The organism is Aeromonas sp. 30P (assembly GCF_051919805.1).
Taxonomy (GTDB): domain Bacteria; phylum Pseudomonadota; class Gammaproteobacteria; order Enterobacterales; family Aeromonadaceae; genus Aeromonas; species Aeromonas veronii.
Genome location: NZ_JBQBEA010000001.1, coordinates 3,560,824 through 3,586,920 on the forward strand (window position 1 = coordinate 3,560,824; position 26,097 = coordinate 3,586,920).

Here is a 26,097-nt window from a genome sequence, read left to right on the forward strand (position 1 = left end):
TCACTTCACCATTCATATAATGGGGCGGTTACGATACACGACCAGAGACGGAATAGCCAAACCGAAACTGAGGGCACCGACGATAAAGAGCGCCTTGAGGCCGTTCTCCACCGCACTCTGGATCAACTCCATGGTCACGCCATTGATGTTTAGCTCTACCACCGCAATCATGGTCTTGAACGCATAGCTGCCCGGGATCATCGGAATAATCGAGGCAACGCTGAACACCGGACGCGGCGCCAGCAGACGGCGAGACCAGTAGACGCAGACAAAGCCGACCGTGGTCGCCGCAGCCAGCGTCGCCCACTCGATGGGCATACCATAGTGGATCAGCAGGGTCCGCAGACTGTGGGCCAATGCGCCGCCCATGGCGCAATACTTCAGCATCCGTGGCGGCACGTTGAACAGCATGGCAAACCCCACCGCCGGGATGGAGGACCAGAAAGCATCCTTGGCCAGTAGCCAGAGCAAATCCATCATACTTTCCACCCCCAGATCCCCGTGACCGACATGGCGAGAATGATGCCGGTATTGATCCGTGCGCTGATGGTGAGCAGGGCAACCCCGTTCCCGCTGGCCGATACAGAGTCGACAGCCTTCATACCTTCCACCCCCAGATCCCGGTGACCGACATGGCCAAAATGATACCTATGGCGGCGCTGATGGTCAGCAGGGTCGCTGTCCCCCAGCGGGCCAGCCCCATGTTGAAGTAGCCCTTCACCATGTCGGAGACGGCATTGATCAGCGGAAAGCCCGGCACCAGCAGCAGCACGCTGGCCGCCATGGCGAGATAGGGCTGGTCACCCCAGTTGAAGAAGGTGGCGCTGGAGGAGAGCAAGGTGGCAATAAAGCCGGTGGCGGCAAAGTTGATAAGCGGGCTGTGGTGATGGCGGGCCATCAGCTGGCGCACCCGCATCGCCACGGCAGATGAGAAGCAGGTCACCAGGAAGATGGGCCAGTCACCGCCAAACAGCAGGCTAAAGGCACCACAGGAGAGCCCCACCATGGGGACCACCAACCAGGGGTGATAGTGGAAAGGGACGATGGCTTCGAGGCGCTGGCGCACTTCACGGGCACCGATCAGCTCTTTTTCCGCCATGATGCAGATCCGCTGGATCTCGCACACCACCTGCATGTTGATGCCATGTTCGCGCACCCGCCGGGTAGTGGTAACACAGCCCCCCTGATAGAGACTGGTGAGCACGATGGCACTGGAAGAGATGGCCATCTCGACACTCTCCAGCCCCAGCGCCATCCCCAACCGCACCGTGGTCTGCTCGATGATCCGGCTCTCCGCCCCGAACTGGGCCAACATCTGACCCACCTTGACGATAATGCGGGTGATCTCTGTCTGTTGCTCCCGCGACAACACCCGTCTTGGTGTGATACTTCTCATAATCCCTTCGAGTCGTAGCAATAAAAATTTCGGCCATATTAGCCTAACTTTTACTGTTATTCATCCACCCCTATCACAACCTGACTAATAAGTTATTACAAGAAGGAGAAAAGAAATTACATCACAAATACATTACGACTAACATTAAAAACCATAACAATCAGGTCGCCAGCAATTCCCTTTATCATGGCCTCACCGATTTGGCTGAAATATCATTCAAGGGGGTTATTGCAGATTATTTGCGACGTTGATAGTCCGCCAGACGGATTATTTTACCACTGCCATCGCTTTCAAGCGGAGGGTCCCCCTCTTCCCTGAACTGGCTCATTTCGCTGCGCATCAAATAAAAAGATTCCCGCATCATGTTGGTAATCCGGATACAGCTATCAAGATTGTTTTTCGCCAGACGGCGCTGACCATCAATCTTGAACTGCAACCCGCGCAGACGGCGCTGCTGATCGGGGCTCGCTCGGGCCATCAACTGGTCGATCTGCTGCTCCAGAATCGCATCCAGCCGGGAGGGCTCACTCGCAGCCAACTCCTTCAGGGTGTCAAAATCAGGCAACTCCATATGCCCTCCTTGGCGACTATTGCTGGCAACACACTGCGGTACCACACCATCACGTCCCAGCCATATAAATCTGTATATACGACGCGGCTAAAAAGGGTTCAATCCATCCACTGGCGACTAAACCGGACAATGGTCACTACGAGGGTGTCTATCTATTTTAATTGTGTTTGGAAACAAGCGATTGTTTTTAATTCAGGCGAGATAAAACACTTATACATTTTAGGTTGTGATTTTCTGTTTTTTATTGCCAATAAAAATCCGGGTGGCCTTATTTTGCTTCATTCGACACTTTATTCTTCCCTCACCGACCCGCGTCATCTCCTGACGGTTTAACATATCTCACTGATTATGTTATTTTAATTGCCACTTTTATCGGACATTCAAGAGCAGACCATGAGCAAGGCAAAAATCGGTATCGTCACCGTCAGCGATCGCGCCAGCGCGGGTATCTATGAAGACCTCTCCGGCAAGGCCATCATCGACACCCTGAACGCCTATCTGACCTCGGAGTGGGAACCTATCTATCAGGTGATCCCCGATGAGCAGGAGCAGATTGAAGCGACCCTGATCCGGCTGGCGGATGAGGAACAGTGTTGCCTCATCGTCACCACAGGCGGCACCGGCCCGGCCAAGCGGGATGTCACGCCGGAAGCGACCGAAGCGGTATGTGATCGCATGATGCCGGGCTTTGGCGAGCTGATGCGGGCCGAATCCCTCAAATTTGTGCCAACCGCCATTCTGTCGCGCCAGACTGCTGGACTGCGCGACGATACCCTGATCGTCAATCTGCCGGGCAAGCCCAAATCAATCCGCGAATGTCTGGATGCAGTATTCCCCGCCATCCCCTACTGCATCGATTTGATGGAAGGGCCGTATCTCGAGTGCGATGAAACCGTCATCAAGCCGTTTCGGCCGAAAAAATAGCGAACCCGACCATAAAAAATAATGGCGAGCCACGGCTCGCCATTATTTTTAACTCATCTGTCTGCGCAGAAAAACCGCATCACTTATTTGCGGCCGAATACTTTTACACCCGCTTTGCTGCGCTCTGAATTACCGTACACTTCGATTTTTTTCACACAACGGCGCGAGCCCAGTGATTTCCACTCGGTCTCTTTATCACTGCTCATTTCCCGATCGAAACGAATGGTCTTGGTACGATCACCGCCATAGGTCACCACCACCCGATCCAGGGTCAAATCACGCTCCGCCTTCACCTTGATATATTTGGTCTGACGGCAAATCACCAAAGGAATTGTCGCACCATGATCACCGGCTCCCAGCAAAATAGTCCGCCCCAGCGTGAACTGATCGTCACCGGCATGGCTGGCTGACGCCACCACCAGCAAGACACCACCCAGCAAGCTGCGTGCAGAAAAACGGGAATTCCAGATAGACATCAAGGACATAACACCTCCAATAAAAAATGGAGTGTGATGATAAGGGTTAAACCATAACGGAAGCTGTATCACGACTGAATTTGCTGCGAATGTGCGGGGATAAACAGAGGAACAGCGCGAATTTTCGGCGAAAATGAGAAGAGCCGCAGATAGCGGCCCTTGCGGCAAGAGAGCGCTTAGCGCTCCATGATTTGGGTCACGTCATCTTTCTTGATCATCACCTCGCGCCCTTCATGATCGTAATAGCGATACATGCCGGTACTCTCGTCCAGCTTGGGTTTGCTCTCTGTGGTGATCATCTTGCCATCCTTGGTGCTCATGATGTATTGGGAGCTGCATGCCACCAGCCCCAGGGCGCACACCAGGATCATCATCAGTTTTTTCATTGCGGCCTCTTCTGCGATCATCCTCACCACGAGGATGTTTCTTGAAGCCTAGTTCAATAGCACGGCACGGGATGGCGGGATGAGCAAAGCGGGATCGCCGTCAATAATCAGCAACTTAGCCTCGCTATCTGGCCGGGTGGCGAGCGCAATGAAAAAGGCCGGACATCTCTGTCCGGCCTCTTCTTTTCAGCGCAAGAACGCAATCATGACTTGGCAGGCTGACGCTCACCGGTCACGGTCGGGTTCTTGGGATCGGAACTCCACTCGTACCAACCGCCGTCGTAGACGCTGATCTGTTTCCAGTCCATCAGCCAGGCGTAGAAGAAGGCCTCGGAGGCGCGCCAGCCGGTACCGCAGTAGAACGCAGCCTGCTGGGTCGGCTCGATGTTCCACTGGTCCCACATGGCGAGGATCTCGCGGGCCGGCTTCATGGTGCCGTCCGGGTTGTGGAAGTCGCTCATGCTGTTGGCATCGACGCCACCATGACCCCACTTGGCCCCCGGGATATCGCCCTTCGGCTTGATGTAGCTGTAGCCAGAGGTGTTGCCGACAAACTCGTCCCAGGTACGCACGCTGACCAGGGCGCTATCGGGCTTCTTGAGCAGCTCTTTCGCCTGACTTAGCGTGGTGTAGTACTCGGGGTGAGCGGGAATGGCCACGCCAAACTCCTTCACCGGCTCATATTTGTTGGGCAGACCGGTTTCGGTGCGCAGATGCTGGATAAACCAGGCATCCAGGCCACCGTCCAGCAGGCGTACATCTTCCACCCCCGCATACATCATCAGATGCGCGGCACGGGCGGCCGCCATGGTGTTGCGACCATAGAGGATGACGGTGGTGTCGTGACGGATGCCGTTATCCAGCAGCAGCTTCTTGAGCGCTTCGTCAGAGACCTTGTTCCACAGCGGCTCCTCTTCGAGGCTGTTGGTATCGATATAACCGGCCCCTGGGATGTGGCTGATGAGGTAGGCCTTGGGTGAACCCCAATCCACTTCAAACAGCTTCCAGTCGCCCTTGGGCGCCGCGGCAACCGGCTTGCCCTCTTGCAGATCCGCCAACCAGCGCGGATAGACCAGCTGCTGCCAGCGTGCCAGCGACTCGCGCGGTGCGGCTTGCCACCCTTGCAGCTCGAACAGCTGCTTGATCCCCTGCTTGCGCAGCAGACGGGCCACCTCGGCCACTTCGCGGGACGCACCGTAGAGGGCAACCGGACGATCGGCCTTCAGCCCCTTGATCTCGAGCGCCTTTGGCCACTCTTCATCGCTGTATTTCCACTCGGCTGAGAGGTTCTCGGCGCCCGCCACATGGCCGCCCTGCTTCTCCCCTTCCATCGGCCACCCCTGATAGAAGTAGCTGGCGCGGGTATCCAGGATGACAGCCTGTTTGGCCTTGGCATCGGCCAGCGAGAGCGGTGGCAACTCCCCTGCCACGGCGGGCAGGGCACACCAGAGCAGTAAGGCCGCCAACGCGGCCTGCAGGAAGCGAAGATGTCGTTTCATGTTGATTTCTCGATTCATAGTGAACAAGGTTAAAAAATGGAGCGACCCAGCCGCTCGGCCAGCAGCTCCAGCGCCGCCGTGCCCGCCAGCGAGTTGCCGGCTTTGTTGAGCTCGGGCGACCAGACACAGACGCAGAGCTCGCCCGGGATCAGGGCGATGATACCGCCGCCGACACCCGATTTGCCCGGCATGCCGACCCGATAGGCAAAATCGCCCGCCTCGTCATAGAGGCCGCAGGTGGCGAGCAGGGCGTTGACCTGCTTGGTGGTACGGGGCGGGCAGCAACGGCACGCTCTCACCCAGTGGCACACCACGGTTGGCCAGATAGATGAATGCCCGCGCCAGATCGACGCAGCTCATGCGAATGGCACAGGCATTGAAGTAGCTTTGCAGCACCTTGTCCACTTCGTTTTCGAAGTTGCCATAGGCCTTCATCAGATAGGCGATGGCGGCGTTGCGGGCAGAGTGCTGATATTCGGAGCGGGCGACCACCTGATCCGCCATGATGGCCGGATTGCCGGAAAGACGGCGCACCAGCTCGAGGGTACGCTGACGGGGCGCAGTGAGGCGGGTCTCCAACAGATCGCTCACCACCAGCGCCCCGGCATTGATAAAGGGGTTACGGGGGATCCCCTGCTCGAACTCGAGCTGAACCAGCGAGTTGAAGGGCTGACCGGAGGGCTCCTTGCCAACCCGGGCCCAGATCTCCTCCTCCTGATAGAGAGTGAGTGCCAGGGTCAGGCTCAGGGCCTTGGAGATACTCTGGATGGAGAAGGGTTCAAAAGCGTCACCGGCGGTGAACAACTCCCCCTCGACGGTACAGACTGCGATACCCAGCCGATCGGCCGGTACCTGAGCCAGTGCCGGAATGTAGTCGGCCACCTTGCCTTGTCCCAGCAACGGGCGCACCTCTTCAAGGATGCTGGCCAGTAATTCGGATGACAACACCATAAGCAATAAGCGATTCCATGACTAAAACAGCGGTGGAGATCCCATCCCCACTGACAAAAATCCCGCCAGCGGCGGGATTTTTCAGTTACCCACAACAAGGCGCCAGATGCGGCAGCCTTGTATCAGGCCGGTTCACCGTACCAGAGGTCGAACAGCTCGGTAACGACCACTGCTTCCATCCCCTTGGCTTCCAGCCAGGATTTGACGGCGGCGCGGTCTTCTTCGGTACACTTGCCCAGTTGCTGGGTGCAGATCATCCCTTCCCAGGCCAGGTGACCGGAGCCGGCAAAAGCCAGTTTGCGGGGTTCAACAACCTCATCGATCATCGCATCGACTACCGCATCGATGGTCTCTTCGGCAGTGCCGACCGGGAAGTTGAAACTGATGTCGAAACCCATTTCCTGGAATTCATCGACGCGCAGTTTCTTGCGCAGGCGGCGGCTACGATTGGCCATGATAGCTCCTCAAGTTAGTTGATACGCTAGGTGTGTTGACGTGCCAGCTTAGCTGACACGCTTGAAAATCAGATCCCAAACCCCGTGGCCGAGACGGTGGCCACGTTGTTCAAATTTGGTCAGCGGACGCCAGTCCGGACGAGGCACCCAGTTGCCGGTGGCAGAGGTATTCTCGTAACCCTCGGCGGCGCTCATCACTTCCAGCATGTGCTCTGCATAGTTTTCCCAGTCAGTCGCCATGTGGAATACGCCACTGATGGCCAGCTTCTGGCGAATATCCTGGGCAAACGCAGGCTGTACGATGCGACGCTTGTGGTGACGGCTCTTGTGCCAGGGATCCGGGAAGAAGAGCTGCAGGCAGGAGAGTGAACCGTTCGGGATCATGTGCTCCAGCACCTCGACCGCATCGTGGCAGATCACCTTCAGATTGGTGACGCCCGCTTCCTGAGCGGTACCCAGACAGGCACCCACGCCCGGGGAGTGTACTTCAATGCCGATGAAGTTCTTCTCGGGGGCATTCTTGGCCATCTCCACCAGAGAGGCGCCCATGCCAAAGCCGATCTCCAGCACCACAGGTGCTTCACGGCCAAACAGTGCGACCAGATCGAGCTGCTTTGGCTCGAAATCGATGCCCATGACCGGCCAGAGCTCTTCCAGGGCCTTCTCCTGCCCTTTGGTCAGGCGGCCTTCGCGACGGACAAAGCTGCGGATCTTGCGCATGAACTTGCCGTCTTCGTTAAATACATCTTGGGTCACAGGCATAATGGTCTCGTTATTTCATCAATCCGGGTAATACATCTTGTGTTCGATCCCGAGCGGGACCGCTCGCGGCTCGGCATTTCATCGACCCGCGAAAACAGGGGAGCGAATTATCCCAAGATAGGCCCAAGGCGCAAGTGTTTCGCGCAACAAATATTCTGGCCATCAACTTCCCAGCTCCCTCACTGGCATCACCACACCGACTAACCGTCCAATATAATCCGCAGTAGAGTCGTTCCAGCCCTTTTTTGGCGATTTTTGTGACAATCATTGCCTCATTTCTGAAATCTGATACAAACGGATAACCTGGCGGTCGAATGGAGCGACCGCCCACATGCCGAGAGAATTGTCTATGCAGCCGTTTTTTGCCCAGCGCTTCGAGAAGGTCGAGCCTTCCTTTATCCGTGAAATCCTCAAAGTTGCCGCCAATCCGGAGATCATCTCCTTCGCCGGTGGCCTGCCCAATCCCCACCTGTTTCCGGTCAAGGCGATCGATCAGGCCTGTCAGGATGTGCTGCGCGAGCAAGGGGCTGCCGCCCTGCAATATGCGGCGACCGAGGGCTTCGCCCCGCTGCGCCAGTATATTGCCGACCGCTATCTGGCCCGCCACGGCATGCAGGTCAATCCGGACAACATCCTCATCACCAGCGGCTCCCAGCAGGCGCTGGATCTGCTGGGCAAGGTACTGATCGACGAGGGTCAGGATCTCATCATCGAAGAGCCGGGTTACCTTGGCGCTATTCAGGCTTTTTCTGTCTACCAGCCCACCTTCAAGCCGATCACCCTTGAAGAAGAGGGACTGGACCTGGCGGCGCTGGATGCGCTGCTGGCAAGCGGCTCCAATGCCAAGCTGCTCTACGGCGTGCCCAACTTCCAGAATCCGAGCGGTGTCTCCTACAGTCGTGCCAACCGCGAGGCACTGGCGGAGCGGCTGATCAGCCACGAGCTGTTGATGGTGGAAGATGATCCCTACGGCGAGCTGCGCTTCGAGGGCGACCATCTGCCCCCCATTGCCAAGCTGGCGCCAAACAATACCGTGCTGCTCGGCTCATTCTCGAAAACCGTGGTGCCCGCCTTCCGGCTGGGCTGGATGGTAATGCCGGACTGGCTGCGCAAGAAGGTGACCATCGCCAAGCAGGCGACCGATCTGCACAGCAACGCCTTCAGCCAGCAGGTGCTGCACCGCTTCCTGACCGACAACTCCCTCGACGCTCACTTGGAGAAGATCAAGGAGGTCTATGGTCGCCAGCGCGCCGCCATGGAGGCCGCGCTGGCCCGTCACTGCCCGCCCGGCGTCAGCTACACCCGACCGGAAGGGGGCATGTTCCTCTGGCTGACTCTGCCAGCCCACATCAGTGCCATGGTGCTGTTTGACGAGGCGATCAAGGAGAAGGTAGCCTTCGTGCCCGGCGCCCCCTTCTACGTGCGACCCGAGATCAAGAACACCCTGCGCCTGAGCTTCTCCTGCGTCGATGAAGCGACCATCGAGGAGGGGGTCAAACGCTTGGCCCGCGCCCTCCAGCGCATGCTCTGATCGCCCAAGCCAAACCGTATCAACAAAAAAACCAGCGAGTGATCGCTGGTTTTTTATGCTCCCCATTCAACCGTTCAGCCAAACAGGGTCTTGCAAAACTGCTTCATCGGAATGGGGCGGCTGTAACGATACCCTTGCAGATAGTCAACGTGGCGCGCCCGCAGGTAGTCCGCCTGCGACTGCTTCTCGACCCCCTCCGCGATCAGGATCAATTCAAGTCGCTTCGCCAGATCAATCACGTTTTCAACGATATGACTGGAGAGTGCATCCGTGCCGATCATCTCTACAAAGCTCCGGTCAATCTTGATTGCATCGACCTGAAACTGTTGCAGATAGGTGAGACTGGAGTGACCGGTGCCAAAGTCATCGATAGAGATCAAGACGCCCAGTTTGCGCAGTTCGGCAAACATCTGAGCGGTTGTCTCATCAGCCACCAGCAGTTCACGCTCAGTCAGCTCCAGCCCTAAATCAACGGGATTGTCCTTAAACGCGTCGAGAAACGCCTTGCAGTCAGCCAACAGGTCGAGATCCTGAAAGTGCTTGGCGCTGATATTGAAGCAAAAATGAAACTTTGCCGGCAGCTTGCGGGCATAAGGGGAGAAGTGATCACGCACCTGCGCCATCAACAGGCTGGTCATGGGCACGATCAACCCGCTATCTTCCGCCAGCGGAATAAAGCGATCCGGCGAGATCATCCCCTGCTTGGGATGCTGCCAGCGCATCAGCACCTCACAGCCACGCCACTGCTCATCCTCACCGGAGACCACCGGCTGCAGATAGGGGATAAACTCCTCGTCGATCAATGCCCGCTTGAGCTCTTCCGCTGGTGAGCTACTACGCCCCATCAGCCTGAAGGTGCCGAATCCAATCAGCAGCGCCAGCAACGGAGAGAGGAACAAGGTATATCTGGAGTATCGCCATGCGTGACTCCAGTAGTCATGCACCGTGACCCGGGTGACGACCTGATAGGGGAAATCGGCCGAAGCGAGGGCAATATAACCCTCTTCTGTCGGAGAGGGCGCCGCCCCGACCTGACCTGAGCCAAACAGTGCCCTCTGCCCCACCACCAGAGCCATCGGGGAGTTCTTGCTGGAGATCTCCAGGGTATTGCGCAGGTAGTAGCCATCTACACCGATCAGCACACTCCCCTTGTCCGTTTCATGACGCAGCACGATCAAGGGGCGATCCGGTGTGACCTCATTGCCAGGCAGCAGTTGCAACCTGCCATCCACATAGCGGTCGGGATTGAAGGGGCCATCGTAGTCACCATAGAGCGAGGTGCAGTAGATGTGGCTGCCTACAGCCAGATTGGCGGAACGGACATAAGGCACCGTGGCCACCTGTTCGCGCAGCAGTTGTGCCGCCTCCTTGCACGAGTGACCAAGCATCCCCTTCACATTGATGGCCGCCTGCCGGGCATGGCCAATGGAGCGCTCAAACATCACACGGGCATGCTGCAACCGTGAATCGGCATCACGCTCTGTCTCCGTCACCGTCTGCCAGATAACGGCAACAACCCCCAGCAGCAGGATCCCGCCCCCCATCAGCAGCGCCAACAGAATCCTCGAGTAAAGCTGGCGAAGTTTCAAACGACGAAATGGCATGGCGGCCTCTTTGATGCTCGGATAATGGGTGACAGCCTCGGTGGACAGGCGAAAAGGGTCGCCATAATAGCGATTGTTCAACAAATATCCACACAATAAAAATCAATCAATTCAAACTATTGTTCAACAATATGTCGTAAGAAGAGGATAGAGTTAACAAACGTCAAACAGAAAACTCCCGAAGCACGTCTCACTTGTTGAAGGGAAGCCACACCATTAAAGTTGAGCAAACGGCAGCAGGAGCATGCAGCGATGAAGATTCTTATTACCGGAGGAACCGGCTTTATCGGCCGTAAGCTGGTTGCCCATCTCAAGGTCAATCACGAGGTCGTGGTATTGAGCAGGCAGGGGAACCGCGCTTACTCCCTGCTCGGCCACGATATCAAGGTATTGGATAACCTCGACCGGCTTGATGACCTCAATGACGTGGACGCGGTGATCAATCTGGCCGGCGAACCCATCGCCGCCGGACGCTGGAGCGAGTCGCGCAAACAGCTGCTCTGCGATAGCCGCTGGCTACTGACCGAGCAGCTGGTGGATCTCATCAAGCTATCCAGCACGCCGCCCAAGGTGCTGATCAACGCCTCCGCCATCGGCTGGTATGGCAGACAGGGCACCGAAACCCTCGATGAGCAGTGCCGCTCTCCCAACGACGAGTTTACCCACCAACTCTGCCAGCAGTGGGAAACCCTGGCGCAGGAGGCCCAGAGCCGCCAAACCCGGGTCTGTATCGTGCGGATCGGGCTGGTGCTTGGCATGGATGGCGGCGCCCTGCCCAAAATGCTCCCCCCCTACCGACTCGGACTCGGCGGCCCCATGGGATCGGGCAGCCAGATGATGAGCTGGATCCATGTGCAAGATCTGGTGCGCGCAATGCTCTTCCTGCTGGAACACGAAGAGTGCAGCGGCATCTTCAACGGAACCGCCCCTCATCCAGTCAGCAACCGGGAGTTCAGCCAGACCCTTGCCACCACGCTGCACCGTCCACACCTCTTCTTCGTCCCGGCGCCGCTGTTGCAACTGGTGATGGGGGAGGCGGCAGATCTGCTGCTGACCGGACAAAAGGTGATACCAGCACGGCTGCAACAGGCCGGTTTTCACTTCAGCTATCCCGAGCTGCCGAGTGCCCTCGCCAATCTGCTGCGCGAGCCCCGCTAACTCACACCCGCTCGCTGCCTCCGCTCGTCAGCACCTCGCATAACAAGCAGCCCGGCCAATGGCCGGGCTGCTTGTTTATTGTGGCTGCGCTATTGCACCTTGTATGCATCGGCTCGCGCTGGCAGGATTACAACAATCCCTGACCCAGACCCCGCAGCCGATCGCTCAGGGTGCCAGCCAGCAGCTGGCGCTGCATCCCCTGCCCCGCCAAAGTCACCAACAAGGCTCCCAGCGTCGGCAGGCCGAGCCAGATAGCCCAGTGGAACTGCCACTGCCCCTCGAACCACCACCACTGCAGGCCAAAGGAGCAGAGCTCCACCACCATGGCGGCACAGAGCCCCGCCAGCGCACCACTGGCCACCAGCTCCCAGCGCAGCATCTTCCTGAGCAGATCGCTGCTGGCGCCCAGAGTGCGCATCAGCAACAGCTCGCGCCGACGCTGAGCCATGCTGGCCTGGGTCTGGGTCAGCAGCACCAGCAGTGCGGCCACTGTCACCAGCCCCAGCATCAGCGCCAGCGCCCGGCTCACCTGCTCCGATACCTGAGTAAGCCGCGCAATCAGGGCATCCACATCGATAAGGCTCACCGTGGGGTGACGGCGGATCAACTCCACCTCGGCAGAGCGCCCCGCCTCGGGCAATCGGTAACTACCAAGCCAGGTTCGGGAGAAGGGTGCCAGCAGATCCTCGGAGAAGATCATGTAGAAGTTGGGGCGCATGTTGTCCCACTTGATGCTGCGCAAACTGGTGACCCTGGCGCCGAAGCTGCGCCCCTCGATGGTAAAGGCGAGCATGTCCCCCAGCTTGATATCGAGTCGCTTGGCCAGCTCGCTATCCACCGACACCTCGCCGGGCCCAGCGAGCCATTTCCCGGCCACCAACTTGTTGTCGATTGGCAGGGTCGCAGTGGTAGTGAAGTTAAGCTCCCGATCGACCCCCTCGCGGCCACTGCTGGCCCCCTCGCCCACCGCCTCACCGGCGATATGGGTCAGCCGGCCACGCACCATGGGATAGAAATCGGAAGTGGTGGCCCCGGCTGCCGCCAGTTCGCTCAGGATCCCCTCCCGCTCGTTCTCCGCCACATTGACCAGAAAACGGTTGGGCGCATCGACGGGAAGACGGGCCGAAAACTCATCCAGCAGATCGACCCGGGCCGCCCATAACAGACCAAACAGCATCAATGCCAGCGCAAAGCCCGCCAGCTGAAACAGGCCGCTGCTGCGCTCGCGCGACAGGTGGGCGAGCGCCAGCCGCAAGGCATGAGGCCCGCTCACTCTTGCCCCCAGCCGCAACATCAGCGCCGCCAGCAGGGCCAGTAGCCCCATCAGCAAGCCCATGCCCCCCACCAGACCCAGCGCCAGCCGTACATCGGCGGTAAAGCCCCAGACCAGCGCAAACAGCCCGAACAGGCCGACCGGCAGGGCCAGCCAGGGGGGAATACCCGCCTCCAGCTCCCGGCGCAATACCCGCAGCGGCGGCACTTTCAGCAGCCGCAAGAAAGGCACAAAAGCGAGCAGCAGGGTGATAAAGAGCGCCACCGCCACGCCCAGGGCAAAGGGGCGCCAGGAGGGGGGCGGCAGATCCGGCGGCAGCAGGTCCCCCAGCAGTTGCAAGGTGATCCACTGCATGACGGTGCCCGCCACCAGACCCAGCAGCGCACCGATCAGCGTCAGCGACAGCAGCAGGGTTCCCATCAGTTGCCAGAGCGAGCGACGGGATGCCCCCAGCGTCTTGAGCAGCGCCACCATATTGGTCTGGCGCTCGGCAAAGTGGCGCACCGCAATCCCCATCGCCAACGCCCCCAGCAACACCCCGCTTAGCGAGGCAAGCCGGAAGAAACGCTCGGCATTGGCCAGCGAGCGGCCCACTTGGGATTCGCTGTCATCCGGTTTGATCCACTTCTGTCCGGCCTGCAATTGCGGCAGCAGCCATTGCTCGTAACGGGCCAGCGACTCTCTCGGCCCCTTGAACAGATAGCGCCACTGCTGGCGGCTACCGGGGAGCAGGGCGCCGGTCGCCTCGATATCGGCACTGTGGATCAGTACACGCGGCGCCAACAGGAAGGGGCTGAAGCCCTGATCGGGCTCCTCGCCAAGCAGGCCTGCCACCTTGAGCACCGTATTGCCTACCTCCAGCTCATCCCCCGTTTTGGCCTTAAGCAGCTGCATCACCCGGGCGGAGAGCCAGATCTCGCCGGGAGCCGGGGCACGGGCAGGTTCCAGAGTGAGTTTGCCATAGAAGGGAAAACCATCGGGCACCGCCCGAATGGAGGCAAGCTGCAACGCATCACCGTGAAACAGCATGCTGTTGAAGCTGACTGTGGTCTGCACCGCCAAGCCATCCTGTTTCGCTCGTTCCAGCCAACCATCCGGCAGGGCGGCGGCGGTGCGCAGCACCCGATCCGCTCCGATAAAGTCGCGGCCCGACGCCTTGAGTCCGGCATCGAGCCGATCCGCCACCAATGCCACACTCAAGACACACGCCACGCTAAGCGCTAGCGCCAGCACAAACCAGCGCAGCTCGCCGCTGAAACCTTCCCGGCGAAGCAGTCGCCATCCCAATCGCCACTGCATCATCCCTTGCATCTCCCGCCTGACCCGCAGCTCACCCCGTTACACCACATCATGGGCCACCTCGCGATCCAGTCTGCCCGCCGTCATGACCAGTTGCCGCTGGCAGCGTTCGGCCAGCTGATGGTCATGGGTTACCACCACTAGCGTGGTGCCGTGCTTGCGATTGAGTTCAAACAGCAGCTCTATCACCTTCTCGCCGGTCTTGCTGTCGAGGTTGCCGGTCGGCTCGTCCGCCAGCAGCAGGCTTGGACGGGTCATAAAGGCGCGGGCGATGGCCACCCGCTGCTGCTCACCGCCGGAGAGCCGTGGCGGCAGATGGTGCAACCGCTCGCCAAGCCCGACCGCGGCCAGCAGCTCGCGAGCTCTTGGTTCGCAATCACGCTCGCCGCGCAGCTCGGCGGGCAGCATCACATTCTCCAGCGCCGTCATGGTCGGGAGCAGCAGGAACGACTGGAACACAAAACCGATCTGCTCGGCGCGCAATCGGGCCCGCCCCTCCTCATCCAGCTCACCGAGAGATTTGCCGAGGATTTCGATGTCTCCCTGACTCGGCAGATCGAGCCCGGCCAGCAGCCCCAGCAGGGTGGACTTGCCGGAGCCGGAGGCACCGACCAGTGCCACCGTCTCGCCACTATTGACTTGCAGATTGATCCCTTCAAGGATGGTGAGGCTTTCCTGGCCGAGGCGAACCGATTTGCCGAGGCCCTTGACGACAATAATGGGGGTTGAACTCATGCTCTGTATCCTTTGTTCCAATCCCTTGATGACAATCCATAGCGGGAGTTGAATTGATGGTGCGTATTCTGTTTGTCTTGTTCGTTGGCCTCGGCAGCCTGCTCTCGTCGGCTCAGGCCAAGACCCTGCTGGTGCTGGGAGACAGCCTGAGCGCCGGCTATCAGATGCAGGTTGAGCAGAGCTGGCCTGCCCTGCTCAACCAGAAATGGCAGGAGGAGGGGGGCAAACACACCCTGCTCAATGCCAGCATCAGCGGTGAAACGACACAAGGGGCGCTGGCCCGTCTGCCCGCTCTGCTGAAGGAGCACAAGCCGGACTGGCTGCTGATCGAACTGGGGGGCAACGATGGCCTGCGCGGCTTCGCACCGACCATTACCCGCCAAAATCTGGCCAGCATGATCGCGCTCGCCAAGGAGCAGCAGACCCGTGTGGTGTTGACCCAAATCCAGCTGCCCCGCAACTACGGTGCCCGCTATCTGCGCCAGTTCGAACAGCTCTTTCCCGAGTTGGCCCAGGCTAACGATCTGCCGCTGCTGCCCTTCTTTATGGATGATATTGCGCTACGCCCTGAACTTATGATGAACGATGGTATTCATCCCACCCCGGCGGCCCAGCCCCAAATCCGCGATAAAGTCGCCCGCTTTATGGAGCCGCTGCTTAGCCAATAAGCCCGCCGCCTATCGCCAATATCCCATAACTAAACATCCCGCCAAAATCGGATGTTTTGAATGGTCGACGATCTCTGCGTGGCACCTTGATTCAACCAATCCATCGCCAATATCCAATAACAACACATCCCGCCGAAGCGGGATGTGTTGTTATTGATTTAGCATAACCGGCAGGCAACTTCTCAGCTTTCCAGCACCTGACGCAGCCGCTCCTGGGCCACGCCGACCAGCAAATCGGGCTGGAATTTGGAGATAAAGCGGTCGCACCCCACCTTCTTGACCATGGCTTCGTTGAAGTTGCCGCTCAGGGAGGTGTTAAGGGTGATAAAGAGATCGGACATACGCGGATCGCTGCGCACCTCGTGGGTCAGGCGGTAGCCGTCCATCTCCGGCATTTCGGCATCGGTGATCATCAGCAGGATCTCGTCGGTCACCTTCTTGCCAGCATCGCACCACCCCTTGAGCAGGGTCAGCGCCTGCAAACCATCCTGACACTCGATCACCTCAAGCCCAAGCTGGCCCAGGGTCTCGCGCACCAGATTGCGGGCAGTGCTGGAGTCATCGACGATCAGCACTTTGCGTCCATGCATCTCGGGCAGGATCTCCCGGTCCAGCACCTCCTCGGAGATGCGGATGTCATAGGTGATGATCTCCGCCAGCACCTTCTCCACATCGATGATCTCGACGATCTGATCCACTCCATCTTCGGGAATGCGGGTGATGGCAGTGAGGTAGTTGGCGCGCCCGGCGGAGCGCGGCGGCGGCAGTATGTCCTTCCAGGTCATGTTGACGATATTGGCCACCTGCCCCACCAGAAAGCCCTGAATGGTGCGGTTGTACTCGGTGATGATGAGGTTGGATTCACTGTCGATGGGCATGGGACGCATGCCGATGGCGCTACGCAGGTTGATCACCGGGATCGAGGTACCGCGGATATTGGCCACCCCGCTGATATTGTGATGGGAGCCCGGCATCTTGCTCAGATGGGGCAACTTGACCACTTCCCGTACCTTGAAGACGTTGATGGCGAACATCTGACGGGTGCCGAGACGAAACATCAACAACTCGAGGCGGTTTTCACCCACCAGTTGAGTTCGTTGATCAACGGAATCCAATATACTCGCCATACGCTGATATCCATCTGATTATTAATCGACTCTATTATAGAGGCTGCCCGCCAGGAAAGGCAGGCGCATTTTCAACCAAAGCGACCAACCAGACAAAAAAAGTGAGGCCGAAGCCTCACTTATCTCATTGATTTTAAAATCAATAGCTACAGACAGACTTCCAGCTGCCATCGGTTGCCTTGGGCTCGCTACTGGTCCACCAGTTGGCCTGCCACACCACCTTGTTATGGGTAATGCGATCACCGCCATTGGCATGATCCCCCTGCGGCCAGCTCGGATAGGCCTTGTAGGCCGCCGGATTGACGTTCTGGCTGCTGCAGCTGGTGCCCGGATTCTCGCCGCCACCCGAGCCCAGCACGGCCTCCGGCAAGGTCGGGAACTCGGCCTTGAGACCAATGGTCTGGCTGCCGCTGATGATGCGCATACCGCTCGGCACGCCAGCGGCGGGCAGGTAGTAGGTCATGGCGACTTCAATCTCGGCCCCCGGCGCCAGAGTCTGCCAGCCCGGCAGGTTCATGGCGACCTTGTGGAAGTCCTTCTCGCCCGCAATGCCTTCCGAGTTGTCGTTGCCACCGCTCTCCACCACTTTCAGGCCCATGCCACTCTGATCCGTGATGGTGTCAGAGGTAGAGGTGGGCACCAGAAACTCGATGCGCGCGCCGCCCGGAATGGTCTGGGTCGACTTGTTGACCAGCTTGAGTTTCGGGTTGATCGGATAGTTGGAGTCCCCTTCCTTGAAGCCGGAGAGGCTGACCTGGATGTCGAGCTGGGCGCTCGGCGCGGCCAGATCGTTTTGCTTGGTGTTGTACGGAGTTGCCTTGGCAAACTTCTCATAAGCCAGGGTGGTCAGGGTACTGCCCATGCCGTACTCGTTCTTGGCCGGATCGAAGGCGTAATCACCCGCCATCTCCCAGAACATCACGCCACCCAGACCGCGCTTGATGATGTAGTCGAGCTTGTGGCCCATGGACTCTTCATCTTCGGTTGAGAGGAACACCTTCTTCTCTTCATTCCACAGCCAGGGCGCGTGGGCCTTCTCATCGTAGTAACGCACATACTTGCCCTGCATCACGTGAGCCGGATTGTTGGGATCCAGACCCCAGGCAGTGCCATAACTCGGCAGCGTGGTGATGCCGAGGCTGGCCGCGTGCTCCAGGTTTTTGGCATGCCACATGGGCACGGCGCCACCGCCGATCTCTTTGCCGTTCTTGTCGAGATCATGCCAGATGTTGTCGATGCCGACCGCCCCGTTGCCGCACGGAATAGTGCTGCCACCTGTGCCCGGCTGGCACTCGTTCTGGCTCGGCAGGGCTGCCTTGCCACCCAGCCCGTGACTGCCACCGCTCACCCCCTGCCAACCGCGGGTGTAATAGGGCACGCCAACGTTGATCTTGCCAGCCGCCAGCGCACCGCGGAAGTAGTGGGCAGACCAGGCCGCGTTGAGGTAACCGATACCGCCAAACTGGGTCTGGGTATAGACGCCCCAATGGGAGAGCTCGGGGTCGGCATTGTTGTCGAACAGGGCAGCGTTGTGACCGACAAAGTGGTTCCAGGCACCGTGGAAGTCATAGGTCATCAGGTTGACGTAGTCGAGGTACTGGGTGACCTGGAAGTTCTCCATCCCGCGCAGCAGATAGGCCGAGGCCGGTGAGGCGATGGTCAGCATATACTTGCGGCCATCTTCGTTACCGGCGTTGTCGAGCCGCGCCCGCAAGGTCATCAGCACCTCGTAGTTGGCAAACAGCTTGGCCCGGCACTGGTTGGAGAGCGGGAAATCGTTGGGGTTGCCCGCATCCTTCATCGAGGTGGGGTATTCGTAGTCGATATCGACCCCGTCAAAACCGTACTGGCGGATAAAGCTCACCGCCGAGTCAGCCAGGGTGTTGATACCTGCAGTATTGACCGAGCAGTCACCCTTGGTAGTGGCAGTGTAGAAACCGCGGGTATCGGCCCAGCCCCCGACCGAGATGAGGGTCTTCACGTCCGGATACTGCTTCTTGTACTTCGACAGCAGGTTGAAGTGGCCCTTGTAGGCAAATTCAGGATCCATCTCGGCACCTGGCACGCCATCCCAGGTCATCTTGGTGGCTGCATCGTCCACCTTGATGATGTGGCTCTGCTCATCCACCGCCGCGAAGGCGTAGTTGATGTGGGTGATCTTGTTCCATGGAATATCGCTCACCAGATAGGCGGGCAGGCCGTTCTTGCCGGTGCGCCAGGAGGTGAAGTAGCCGATAACCCGGCGGGCATGGTCATCCCCCATGCACTCGTAACCATCCGGGCGATAGATCTGGCGAATGTCACAAGAGAGGTTGCCACCGGTGGGCGGCAGCGCGGCCTCCTCGACATTGACGGTCACCGCCGCCGACTCACCGCTCAGATTGCTCTTGTCAGTGGCCACCAGCTTGAGGGCGGCACTGCCTTTGGCATCCGGTGTCCAGTTCACCTGCCAGGGGGCAGTGGTATCTTCGCCCACCTTCTTGCCGTCGACATAGAGCTCGACTTTGGCCACATCGTTGTTGGCATCTGTGACGTTGCCGCTCACCGCCACACTGCGACCCAGCGTCACCTTGGCTCCATTGGCCGGGCTGCTGATGCTCGCCTTGGGCGCCTCTGGCGCCACCACGGCGGCGACGTTGAAGCTGGAATCCGCCTCGCTCAGCACCTTGCCGTCTTTATCCAGCGCGCGAGCCTTGAGGGTATGGGCCCCCACTCCGGCGGCGCTCCAGCTGGCACTCCATGGCGAGGCGTTCGCCGTGGCGACCAGCTTGCCGTCAACAAGATATTCCACCCGGGCCAAGGCCGTTACCGGGCCGTTCAGGCTCACCGCCAACGCCACGCTGGCTCCTTCGTTGAAGCTGGCACCGGCAGCCGGTGAGCTGATGGCTACGCCGAGCGCAGGAGGAGGCACCTCGCCACCATAGGGCTTCCAGGCATCTGCCCAGACCACCCCTACCCCCGGCTCATAGTGATAGGGGGATGCCCCGCACCAGCCTGAATAGGGAAATTCTTTGCATTCATAGAGGGCACCGACGTTGCTGACGATATCGCCAGCCTTGTAGGCAGTACCGGATTTATAGGCGGGATAAGCGGCCTGAGCCCAGGCGGGCGCGGCCGCAAGGGCGATCAGCATGGCAAGCCTGCTGGGTCTGAAGAGCTGTTGCATATTGTTATCTTCCTTGTTTTGTCTTGGCTTGGTCACCAAGGCAAAGAAAATCGCAACCTGCATGATGGGCGCAGACAACTGGCAATGGACCTGCCACAAAAACCACCCCTCACCCAGGGAAACCCCGCTATCTGGATCCACGATCGAGACCGGAAGCATTGCGCCCCGACATCACTGCCGGTTTGCCCTTTACCTGGGTTCCGTGAGGAACGAACCCAGTATAGGAAGGCGACAAGATCCCCTCAATCTTTATTCTCAAAGAGAATTATCCCCTGCCACGAAAGCGTCATGATTACAGGGTTAAAATTGATTTAATTATCAAAAAAATCATATCGTTACTGGGATCATAAAAACGCTTTCCCGCACCTTCCCAGATTCATTTAATGTGCGTTGGCTCACTGGTATGACATGCCAGAAATGTGACAATGCGCGCCCTTGGTCAACGAGCCAAGGCTATGGAATCACTGGCAAAAATAAAAAAGGAACACCTATGAAAGGTACTCGTACCCTGCTGTCGCTGGCCGTGGGGCTGGCACTTGCATCCTCAGGCGCCCATGCGGCATTTGTCTGCCCGTCCGATCCGGCTCAACTCACCCCCATCCCGACCATTCAGGGCACAGGCTCCGCCAGCGCGCTGGCTACCCAGACCGTGACCGACAAGAACGGTAACGTGACCGGCAAAATCAGCCCGGGCACCTTCAACGTTCGCGGTATCGTGACGACGCTGGGCCAAAGCCTGACCAAGGGGTTCTATCTGACCGACCCGGTGGGCGATGGCAATCCGGCCACCTCTGATGGCATCTTTGTCTATCTGAACGACAAGGACTTCGCGACCAAATATAAAGACATCAAACCGGGGTCTGAACTCTGCCTCGAAGCCAAGGTCGAGGAGTATTACGGCGGCACCCAGCTCAAGCCCACCTTCGAATCCAGCAAAGCCCGCCTGCAAGTCACCGCACAAGGGCTGAATGTGCCGACCAGCGTACTGCAGGTCAATGAAGGGGAGACGCTGGCGCAGGCACTCAATCGCCACGAAGGGATGCGGGTACGTCTCGACAGCAGCAGTGACCTGCACCTGACCCGCAACTACGGCTTCGACTACAAGGTCTCTCGCAACAACGTAGAGTTGGCCCACAAAACCCCGCTGATCAAACCGACCCAACTTCATGTTGCCAACAGTGCGGACGCTGTCGCACTGGCCACCAAAAATGGCAGTAACCGTCTGGTAGTCGAGTCTGATTACAAAGCACCGGATGGCGTACTGCCCTGGTTCCCGAGCTGGGATGCCGATCAGGGATATCTGCGCATCGGTGATCAACTGACCGGGCTGGAGGGGGTGATCGTCTATAACAAAGATGCCTTCCGTCTGGTGGTACCGAGCGATATCACCCTGACTGCCGGTGCTCTGCTGCGCAGCCCTGAAGAGGATCGTCAAGACGCGCCGGCTCGCCTCGCTGGTAGCGATCTGCGGATCGGCAGCTTCAACGTGCTCAACTACTTCACCAGCCACTCCAGCATTGGCGGCGCACTCAATATCCTGTGCAAGGATCAGGCGGATGCCGACAACGCCAAAGGTTGCAACCGGGGTGCCAAGAGCCAGCCCGAGTTCGAGAAACAGCGCACCAAGATCGTCAATGCCATTACCGCAATGGATGCCGATCTGCTCGGCCTGATGGAGATGGAGAACAACGGCTTCGAGGATAACTCGGCCCTCCACAATCTGGTGACCCGCCTCAACGAACAGCAGAAGGATGCGAGCAAACACTACGCCTATGTCCGCCTGCCGGTCACTGCCCTTACCGATGGCAAGTTCTTCGGCGGCGACGCCATCATGGTGGCGATGCTCTACCGTCCTGCCCTGCTCACCCCCAGCGGAGATGCCAGCGTCATCAAGCTGCCGGAGCAGCGCTACACCACTGGTGGTGTGGCCAAGACAGCCGGTCAGCGCGATTCGCTAGTTCAGACCTTCACCCTCGCCAAGAGCAAGGAGCCGCTGACGCTGGTGGTCAACCACCTCAAATCCAAGGGGTCAGGCTGCTACGAAAATGGCGATGGCAAGACAGAACCGGCCGACCTGCAGGGCAAGTGCACCGAGTTCCGGGTCTCTGCCGCCAAGGTGCTGGGTGAGGCGGTCAGCAAACTGCCGGGCCAAGTGCTGCTGGTGGGCGACTTCAACTCCTACGCCAAGGAAGATCCGATCCGGGTGCTGACCGACTACAACCCGGCCACCAGCGAGCGGAAGATCGTATCGGCCTCTCACACCTTTATCGGTGAGCAGTCCTATGAACAGCTCGGTCGCGAAGTGACTCGCAGCTACGGCCTGATCGATCTCAACGTCAAATTCAACAAGGAGAAAGCCATCTCCTACAGCTACGACGGGGAGCTGGGCACTCTGGACTATGCCCTCGCCAACCCGGCGCTGGCCAGCAAGGTGGCAGGTGTCGCCGACTGGCACATCAACTCCTTCGAAAGCTCCCTGTTCGAATACGGCAGCAAGTACACCGGCTCCCTGCTCAAGTCTGACAACCCCTTCAGTGCCTCCGACCATGATCCCATCATCGTCGACCTGAGACTGGAGAGCGATGCCACCAAACCGGACACCTCCTCAGGCGGTGGTGCACTGGGACTCGGCCTGCTGGCCCTGTTGCCACTGGCCTGGCGACGTCGCCGTTAACCACTGGCGTATCTGAATAGTGCAAGCAAAGCCCGCGACTCTCGCGGGCTTTTTCATTCAGGTCATTGGATTTACAAATGAAAGGCGCGGACGTATGGAGAAAATAAATGATGGAGAAAATAAAAAGGCCACCGCGATGCGGTGGCCTTTTTGCTTCTTGTAACAAGAATTTGGTGGAGCTACGCGGGATCGAACCGCGGACCTCTTGCATGCCATGCAAGCGCTCTCCCAGCTGAGCTATAACCCCGATTTGTGTGAATGACCAGCAGTCACTCTGAATTTGGTGGAGCTACGCGGGATCGAACCGCGGACCTCTTGCATGCCATGCAAGCGCTCTCCCAGCTGAGCTATAACCCCAAATTCGGTACTTAATGAATGGTTCTGGCTGCCATTCATCCTAAATAATGGTGGAGCTACGCGGGATCGAACCGCGGACCTCTTGCATGCCATGCAAGCGCTCTCCCAGCTGAGCTATAACCCCACAAAGGTCGGCTTGGGTGATACACACCACACTGCCCTGGGTATTCAATACAACAATCAGGAATCTGGTGGAGCTACGCGGGATCGAACCGCGGACCTCTTGCATGCCATGCAAGCGCTCTCCCAGCTGAGCTATAACCCCTTTGATTCCAGATTGTTCGAGGAGAATTTGGTGGAGCTACGCGGGATCGAACCGCGGACCTCTTGCATGCCATGCAAGCGCTCTCCCAGCTGAGCTATAACCCCAACTCACCTCGGCGCCGACGAAGTTATCTCCGGCAACGGAGGCGCATGATAGGCATCACCCGCTTTGCTGTCAACCCTAAAATAACCGCGACTGATTCGTTTAGTCAAAATTGCAGCAGTTCGCTGTTTTTACCAGCAAGGCGCGTGCTATCTCTCTGTTTTATGTCACAAATCGGCTCAAGCAGCTATACAGGAGAGGCCGTGCAGCAAGCCTCTTTCCCCGTGCAACGCCCCCGCTCTCAGGCCTCTTTTGCTGGCTGATCATCAGCTTCTCCCCCGTCACCTCGGGAAAGCCTTTCCATAAAGGGCATTGCATTTGAAAACCCTTTCCATGATTTTTGTAAATTTACAACACAGAAAGTTGAACTGGCTCACAAATGACCATAGGATCAAACCGTGACCCAGGTCACACACCATAACCATAAATGACAGAGCGATGAGGTAAACCATGTTTGAGAATCTGGCAGTCCTGTTCCACCTGCGCGGTGCAACCACCAAGAACGGCGTTGTAGAGAAAGATGCCTATGCTCCCTCCACCCGTGAATACTACTTCCGCTACGGCAAGTAATTGCTGAAAGCCTTTCACGAAAAATGTAATAAAACAACAACACACATCATCACACAGCCCTTTCGAGGCGCTGTCCTGTCCGGGCCAGATGTTCCACGGCCAAACCTGAACTCCACCAAACAAGAATGGGGCCCGCAGGCCCCATCTTTTATTGCTCCGGATTGTCATTGCACTGGATAGTGCGCTGGCTAATCGGCAAGCCTTGTAACCCTGAAATGGCTCAGAGCTTGATCCAGGCATCGGCCCAGGCCGTGCCCTTGCCCGGCTCATAAGCCCAGGCGGCACCGGCGCACCAGCCGGTGTAGGGGTGCGGTTTGCACTCGTAGCTGGCACCGCCGTTGCTGACCCGCTCGCCTGCCTTGTAGGGAGTCCCCTCTTTATAGGCCGGATAGTCAGGCGGCGTTACGCCCCCCTCCTCTCCTTTCACCAGCAGGCTATGGGTGGTGCTGCGGCTCAGATTACCTTCATCTGTGACCGTCAGTTTGATCTCCAGCTTGGTATCGGTCGCCGGCTTGGGCAGGGTCAACTCCAGAGTGACCTGATCCAGTGCCGGGGCAGAGGCTCCAGCCGGGATAGTCCAGGCATAGGAGAGCGGCTTGCCTTCCGGATCGCTGGAGTGCTGACCGGAGAGGGTTACCTTGCTGCCACCTTCGGCCTGCGCCGGGCCGGTGATATTGGCCACCGGCGGCAGGTTGGTGCCACCGCCGTTATCCTCGATCACCACCTCCGGATAGAAGTGCTGAACACAGCGGCTGTAATCCCCCTCCTTGAAGGCGCTGAAACGGGTCTGGTAACCCACCAGCTTGCACGCGTAACTCTTGCCGCCGTTGGGGTTTTCTGCCACATAGCTCCAGTCCTGCTCCCAGTAGATGGGCAGGGCACCGGCGCCCTTGTCGTCAAACACCTTCATGTTCTTGCAACCCAGTACCTCGTCGGATGGCACCGCCACCCCGAGGTAGTTGGCAAACTCGCGGTAGTAGTTGATGCGGTTCTGGGACTGGGCGTGCTCGACCGGGCCACCGCACTCCACCCCGCCATTGATGATCTGGGTGGTGACTCCGAAGCCCGGCACCAGACCGTTCTGTTTGTCATGGTCATTCGGCTGCCAGGTACCATCGATGACATGGAGCATGGAGGGCTTGGGCGGCTGCGGATAGGTATAGAAGAACACCGCACTGGCCAGGTTCAGCCAGGTGTCGGCCACCAGATCGGGGCGGTCGAGCAGGGTGCGTACCGTGCCGAACATCGCCTCGGAGAAGGGGCCGTAGTTGTAGTTGTAGGAGAGCTGCTTGGCGCCGCGGCCAAAGTAGCTCTTGAACTCGCCATTGTCGAACGTACCGCACGGCCACTGCTGACCCTGCCACACATCGGGACGACACTCGGCGTTGTAACCGCCGCGCATGGTCTCATTCCATCCCATCTCGCGCACGTAGACCAGTGCCTGACGCCACTCGGCTTCCGGGCGCCAGTTTTCATGGCCGCCGGTCTCTTGAGCGAAGTGAGCGAACATGGTCGCCAGCGTCTTGCGGCAGATGGCGTCAGCATCGCGGCCGTCGCTGTAGTCGCTGCACAGGGCCGGGAACTTGGCCGCCGCCTGCAACAGGCCACGATAGGTGTACTCGGGGGCGCGCAGCGGGAACAGGTAGTTGAACTGGCTCTCGCTCAGCAGGCTTTCGACCCGCTTGACGTTGCCCGGGTTGTCGACACGACCCGGCAGCACAGCTTCTACGACCAGATTGTCACGGGTAGCGATGGAGGCCTTGACCGCTTCCATCGCCGGGAAGTCGGTCAGCGCCTTCTCTTTGGCATCCAACTCGGCCTGGCTCATATAGACGGGGGTAGTGCTGCCATCCGGCGGAGTTGGCGTCGGCGGATTGGGCTTGTCATCGCCACCGGTATCCGGCGGGGTCACTTCCCCTTCGCCGACAAGCTTCCACGGGGTATCCCACTCATTGGCGGCCGCCATGCCGGGAGTCTGACCCGGGTTGACCCACCACTTGGCCTCGAAAACCTGGCCGTTGTAATTGACTTGGCTGCCGCCCGGATAGGATTTGTTGATGTCGTATGCCTCGGCCGCCCACAGGTGGCCGCTCAGCATCATGCCGGCAAGCAGAAGGGTGATGCGGTTTTTTTTCATTATTGTTGCTC

At 58.7% G+C, this 26,097-nt stretch carries 20 protein-coding genes, 5 tRNA genes, 1 pseudogene and 1 riboswitch; of the genes and pseudogenes, 5 read left to right on the forward strand and 21 right to left on the reverse strand.

Features of this window, described 5'->3' with window-relative positions; genetic code table 11:
- Nucleotides 1-12 precede the first annotated feature (12 nt).
- The 4 genes from ACTG2B_RS16500 to ACTG2B_RS16515 all read right to left on the reverse strand — a co-directional run bounded on the left by ACTG2B_RS16500 (nucleotide 13) and on the right by ACTG2B_RS16515 (nucleotide 1,967).
- Entirely contained in the window at nucleotides 13-480 is a 468-nt protein-coding gene (locus ACTG2B_RS16500; RefSeq protein ID WP_026035076.1) for a threonine/serine exporter family protein, read from the reverse strand.
- Nucleotides 477-602: a hypothetical protein gene (locus ACTG2B_RS16505; protein ID WP_005335209.1), complete on the reverse strand. Its 126-nt coding sequence runs from the start codon at nucleotides 600-602 to the stop codon at nucleotides 477-479. Before ACTG2B_RS16505 ends, ACTG2B_RS16500 begins: the two co-directional genes overlap by 4 nt.
- Nucleotides 599-1,396 (reverse strand): threonine/serine exporter family protein, encoded by a 798-nt coding sequence (locus ACTG2B_RS16510; RefSeq protein ID WP_005348133.1) that lies wholly within the window; start codon nucleotides 1,394-1,396, stop codon nucleotides 599-601. Before ACTG2B_RS16510 ends, ACTG2B_RS16505 begins: the two co-directional genes overlap by 4 nt.
- A gap of 235 nt (nucleotides 1,397-1,631) precedes the next feature.
- On the reverse strand, nucleotides 1,632-1,967 hold the full coding sequence (locus ACTG2B_RS16515) for a DUF3135 domain-containing protein (protein ID WP_439996449.1): 336 nt from the start codon (nucleotides 1,965-1,967) through the stop codon (nucleotides 1,632-1,634).
- Between the two features lie 393 nt (nucleotides 1,968-2,360).
- On the opposite strand from ACTG2B_RS16515, the gene mog reads away from it, so the two are divergent.
- Entirely contained in the window at nucleotides 2,361-2,891 is a 531-nt protein-coding gene (mog, locus tag ACTG2B_RS16520; protein ID WP_317114763.1) for a molybdopterin adenylyltransferase, read from the forward strand.
- Nucleotides 2,892-2,974: 83 nt separating this feature from the next.
- Here mog and ACTG2B_RS16525 read toward each other — a convergent pair whose 3' ends face one another.
- The 6 genes and pseudogenes from ACTG2B_RS16525 to trmB all read right to left on the reverse strand — a co-directional run bounded on the left by ACTG2B_RS16525 (nucleotide 2,975) and on the right by trmB (nucleotide 7,420).
- A complete protein-coding gene (locus tag ACTG2B_RS16525) occupies nucleotides 2,975-3,376 on the reverse strand; it encodes a DUF2541 family protein (protein WP_005348146.1) in 402 nt (133 codons plus the stop codon).
- Nucleotides 3,377-3,543: 167 nt separating this feature from the next.
- Entirely contained in the window at nucleotides 3,544-3,753 is a 210-nt protein-coding gene (locus ACTG2B_RS16530; protein ID WP_005335219.1) for a YgdI/YgdR family lipoprotein, read from the reverse strand.
- Nucleotides 3,754-3,956: 203 nt separating this feature from the next.
- Nucleotides 3,957-5,252, reverse strand: coding sequence for a sulfurtransferase (locus ACTG2B_RS16535; protein WP_439996450.1), 1,296 nt, complete (start codon nucleotides 5,250-5,252; stop codon nucleotides 3,957-3,959).
- A gap of 29 nt (nucleotides 5,253-5,281) precedes the next feature.
- A pseudogene (gene glsB / locus ACTG2B_RS16540) lies at nucleotides 5,282-6,203 on the reverse strand (glutaminase B).
- A 122-nt stretch (nucleotides 6,204-6,325) separates the two neighbouring features.
- On the reverse strand, nucleotides 6,326-6,658 hold the full coding sequence (locus ACTG2B_RS16545) for a YggL family protein (RefSeq protein WP_429202260.1): 333 nt from the start codon (nucleotides 6,656-6,658) through the stop codon (nucleotides 6,326-6,328).
- A gap of 48 nt (nucleotides 6,659-6,706) precedes the next feature.
- Nucleotides 6,707-7,420: a tRNA (guanosine(46)-N7)-methyltransferase TrmB gene (gene trmB / locus ACTG2B_RS16550; protein WP_429202262.1), complete on the reverse strand. Its 714-nt coding sequence runs from the start codon at nucleotides 7,418-7,420 to the stop codon at nucleotides 6,707-6,709.
- A 349-nt stretch (nucleotides 7,421-7,769) separates the two neighbouring features.
- On the opposite strand from trmB, the gene ACTG2B_RS16555 reads away from it, so the two are divergent.
- Complete coding sequence (locus ACTG2B_RS16555) at nucleotides 7,770-8,951, forward strand: PLP-dependent aminotransferase family protein (protein WP_429202264.1); 1,182 nt, start codon at nucleotides 7,770-7,772, stop codon at nucleotides 8,949-8,951.
- A 74-nt stretch (nucleotides 8,952-9,025) separates the two neighbouring features.
- On the opposite strand, the gene ACTG2B_RS16560 is transcribed toward ACTG2B_RS16555, so the two are convergent.
- On the reverse strand, nucleotides 9,026-10,555 hold the full coding sequence (locus ACTG2B_RS16560) for an EAL domain-containing protein (protein WP_439996451.1): 1,530 nt from the start codon (nucleotides 10,553-10,555) through the stop codon (nucleotides 9,026-9,028).
- A 252-nt stretch (nucleotides 10,556-10,807) separates the two neighbouring features.
- Here ACTG2B_RS16560 and ACTG2B_RS16565 point away from each other — a divergent pair, with 252 nt between their 5' ends.
- Nucleotides 10,808-11,713 (forward strand): TIGR01777 family oxidoreductase, encoded by a 906-nt coding sequence (locus ACTG2B_RS16565; RefSeq protein ID WP_439996452.1) that lies wholly within the window; start codon nucleotides 10,808-10,810, stop codon nucleotides 11,711-11,713.
- A gap of 127 nt (nucleotides 11,714-11,840) precedes the next feature.
- On the opposite strand, the gene ACTG2B_RS16570 is transcribed toward ACTG2B_RS16565, so the two are convergent.
- A complete protein-coding gene (locus ACTG2B_RS16570; RefSeq protein ID WP_439996951.1) occupies nucleotides 11,841-14,288 on the reverse strand; it encodes an ABC transporter permease in 2,448 nt (815 codons plus the stop codon).
- Nucleotides 14,289-14,324: 36 nt separating this feature from the next.
- On the reverse strand, nucleotides 14,325-15,020 hold the full coding sequence (locus ACTG2B_RS16575) for an ABC transporter ATP-binding protein (RefSeq protein WP_047438095.1): 696 nt from the start codon (nucleotides 15,018-15,020) through the stop codon (nucleotides 14,325-14,327).
- A gap of 56 nt (nucleotides 15,021-15,076) precedes the next feature.
- On the opposite strand from ACTG2B_RS16575, the gene ACTG2B_RS16580 reads away from it, so the two are divergent.
- Nucleotides 15,077-15,688 (forward strand): arylesterase, encoded by a 612-nt coding sequence (locus tag ACTG2B_RS16580; protein WP_439996453.1) that lies wholly within the window; start codon nucleotides 15,077-15,079, stop codon nucleotides 15,686-15,688.
- A 182-nt stretch (nucleotides 15,689-15,870) separates the two neighbouring features.
- Here the strand turns inward: ACTG2B_RS16580 and ACTG2B_RS16585 are convergent, their stop codons facing one another.
- Nucleotides 15,871-16,815, reverse strand: coding sequence for a chemotaxis protein CheV (locus tag ACTG2B_RS16585; protein ID WP_005335238.1), 945 nt, complete (start codon nucleotides 16,813-16,815; stop codon nucleotides 15,871-15,873).
- Between the two features lie 139 nt (nucleotides 16,816-16,954).
- Complete coding sequence (locus tag ACTG2B_RS16590) at nucleotides 16,955-19,981, reverse strand: glycosyl hydrolase family 18 protein (RefSeq protein WP_439996454.1); 3,027 nt, start codon at nucleotides 19,979-19,981, stop codon at nucleotides 16,955-16,957.
- A gap of 114 nt (nucleotides 19,982-20,095) precedes the next feature.
- Nucleotides 20,096-20,178, reverse strand: a riboswitch (cyclic di-GMP riboswitch).
- 293 nt (nucleotides 20,179-20,471) lie between these two features.
- Here ACTG2B_RS16590 and ACTG2B_RS16595 point away from each other — a divergent pair.
- Entirely contained in the window at nucleotides 20,472-22,655 is a 2,184-nt protein-coding gene (locus ACTG2B_RS16595) for an ExeM/NucH family extracellular endonuclease (protein WP_439996455.1), read from the forward strand.
- Nucleotides 22,656-22,826: 171 nt separating this feature from the next.
- Here the strand turns inward: ACTG2B_RS16595 and ACTG2B_RS16600 are convergent.
- The 6 genes from ACTG2B_RS16600 to ACTG2B_RS16625 form a co-directional block, all read right to left on the reverse strand.
- Nucleotides 22,827-22,902: transfer RNA gene (locus ACTG2B_RS16600), tRNA-Ala, on the reverse strand.
- Nucleotides 22,903-22,936: 34 nt separating this feature from the next.
- Nucleotides 22,937-23,012, reverse strand: a tRNA-Ala gene (locus ACTG2B_RS16605).
- 48 nt (nucleotides 23,013-23,060) lie between these two features.
- A tRNA-Ala gene (locus tag ACTG2B_RS16610) sits at nucleotides 23,061-23,136 on the reverse strand.
- Between the two features lie 65 nt (nucleotides 23,137-23,201).
- A tRNA-Ala gene (locus tag ACTG2B_RS16615) sits at nucleotides 23,202-23,277 on the reverse strand.
- Nucleotides 23,278-23,305: 28 nt separating this feature from the next.
- Nucleotides 23,306-23,381 (reverse strand) — tRNA-Ala (locus ACTG2B_RS16620).
- 788 nt (nucleotides 23,382-24,169) lie between these two features.
- Nucleotides 24,170-26,086 carry a glycoside hydrolase family 19 protein gene (locus ACTG2B_RS16625; RefSeq protein ID WP_439996456.1) on the reverse strand — a complete coding sequence of 639 codons (1,917 nt, stop codon included), beginning with the start codon at nucleotides 26,084-26,086 and terminating at the stop codon, nucleotides 24,170-24,172.
- Nucleotides 26,087-26,097 lie beyond the last annotated feature (11 nt).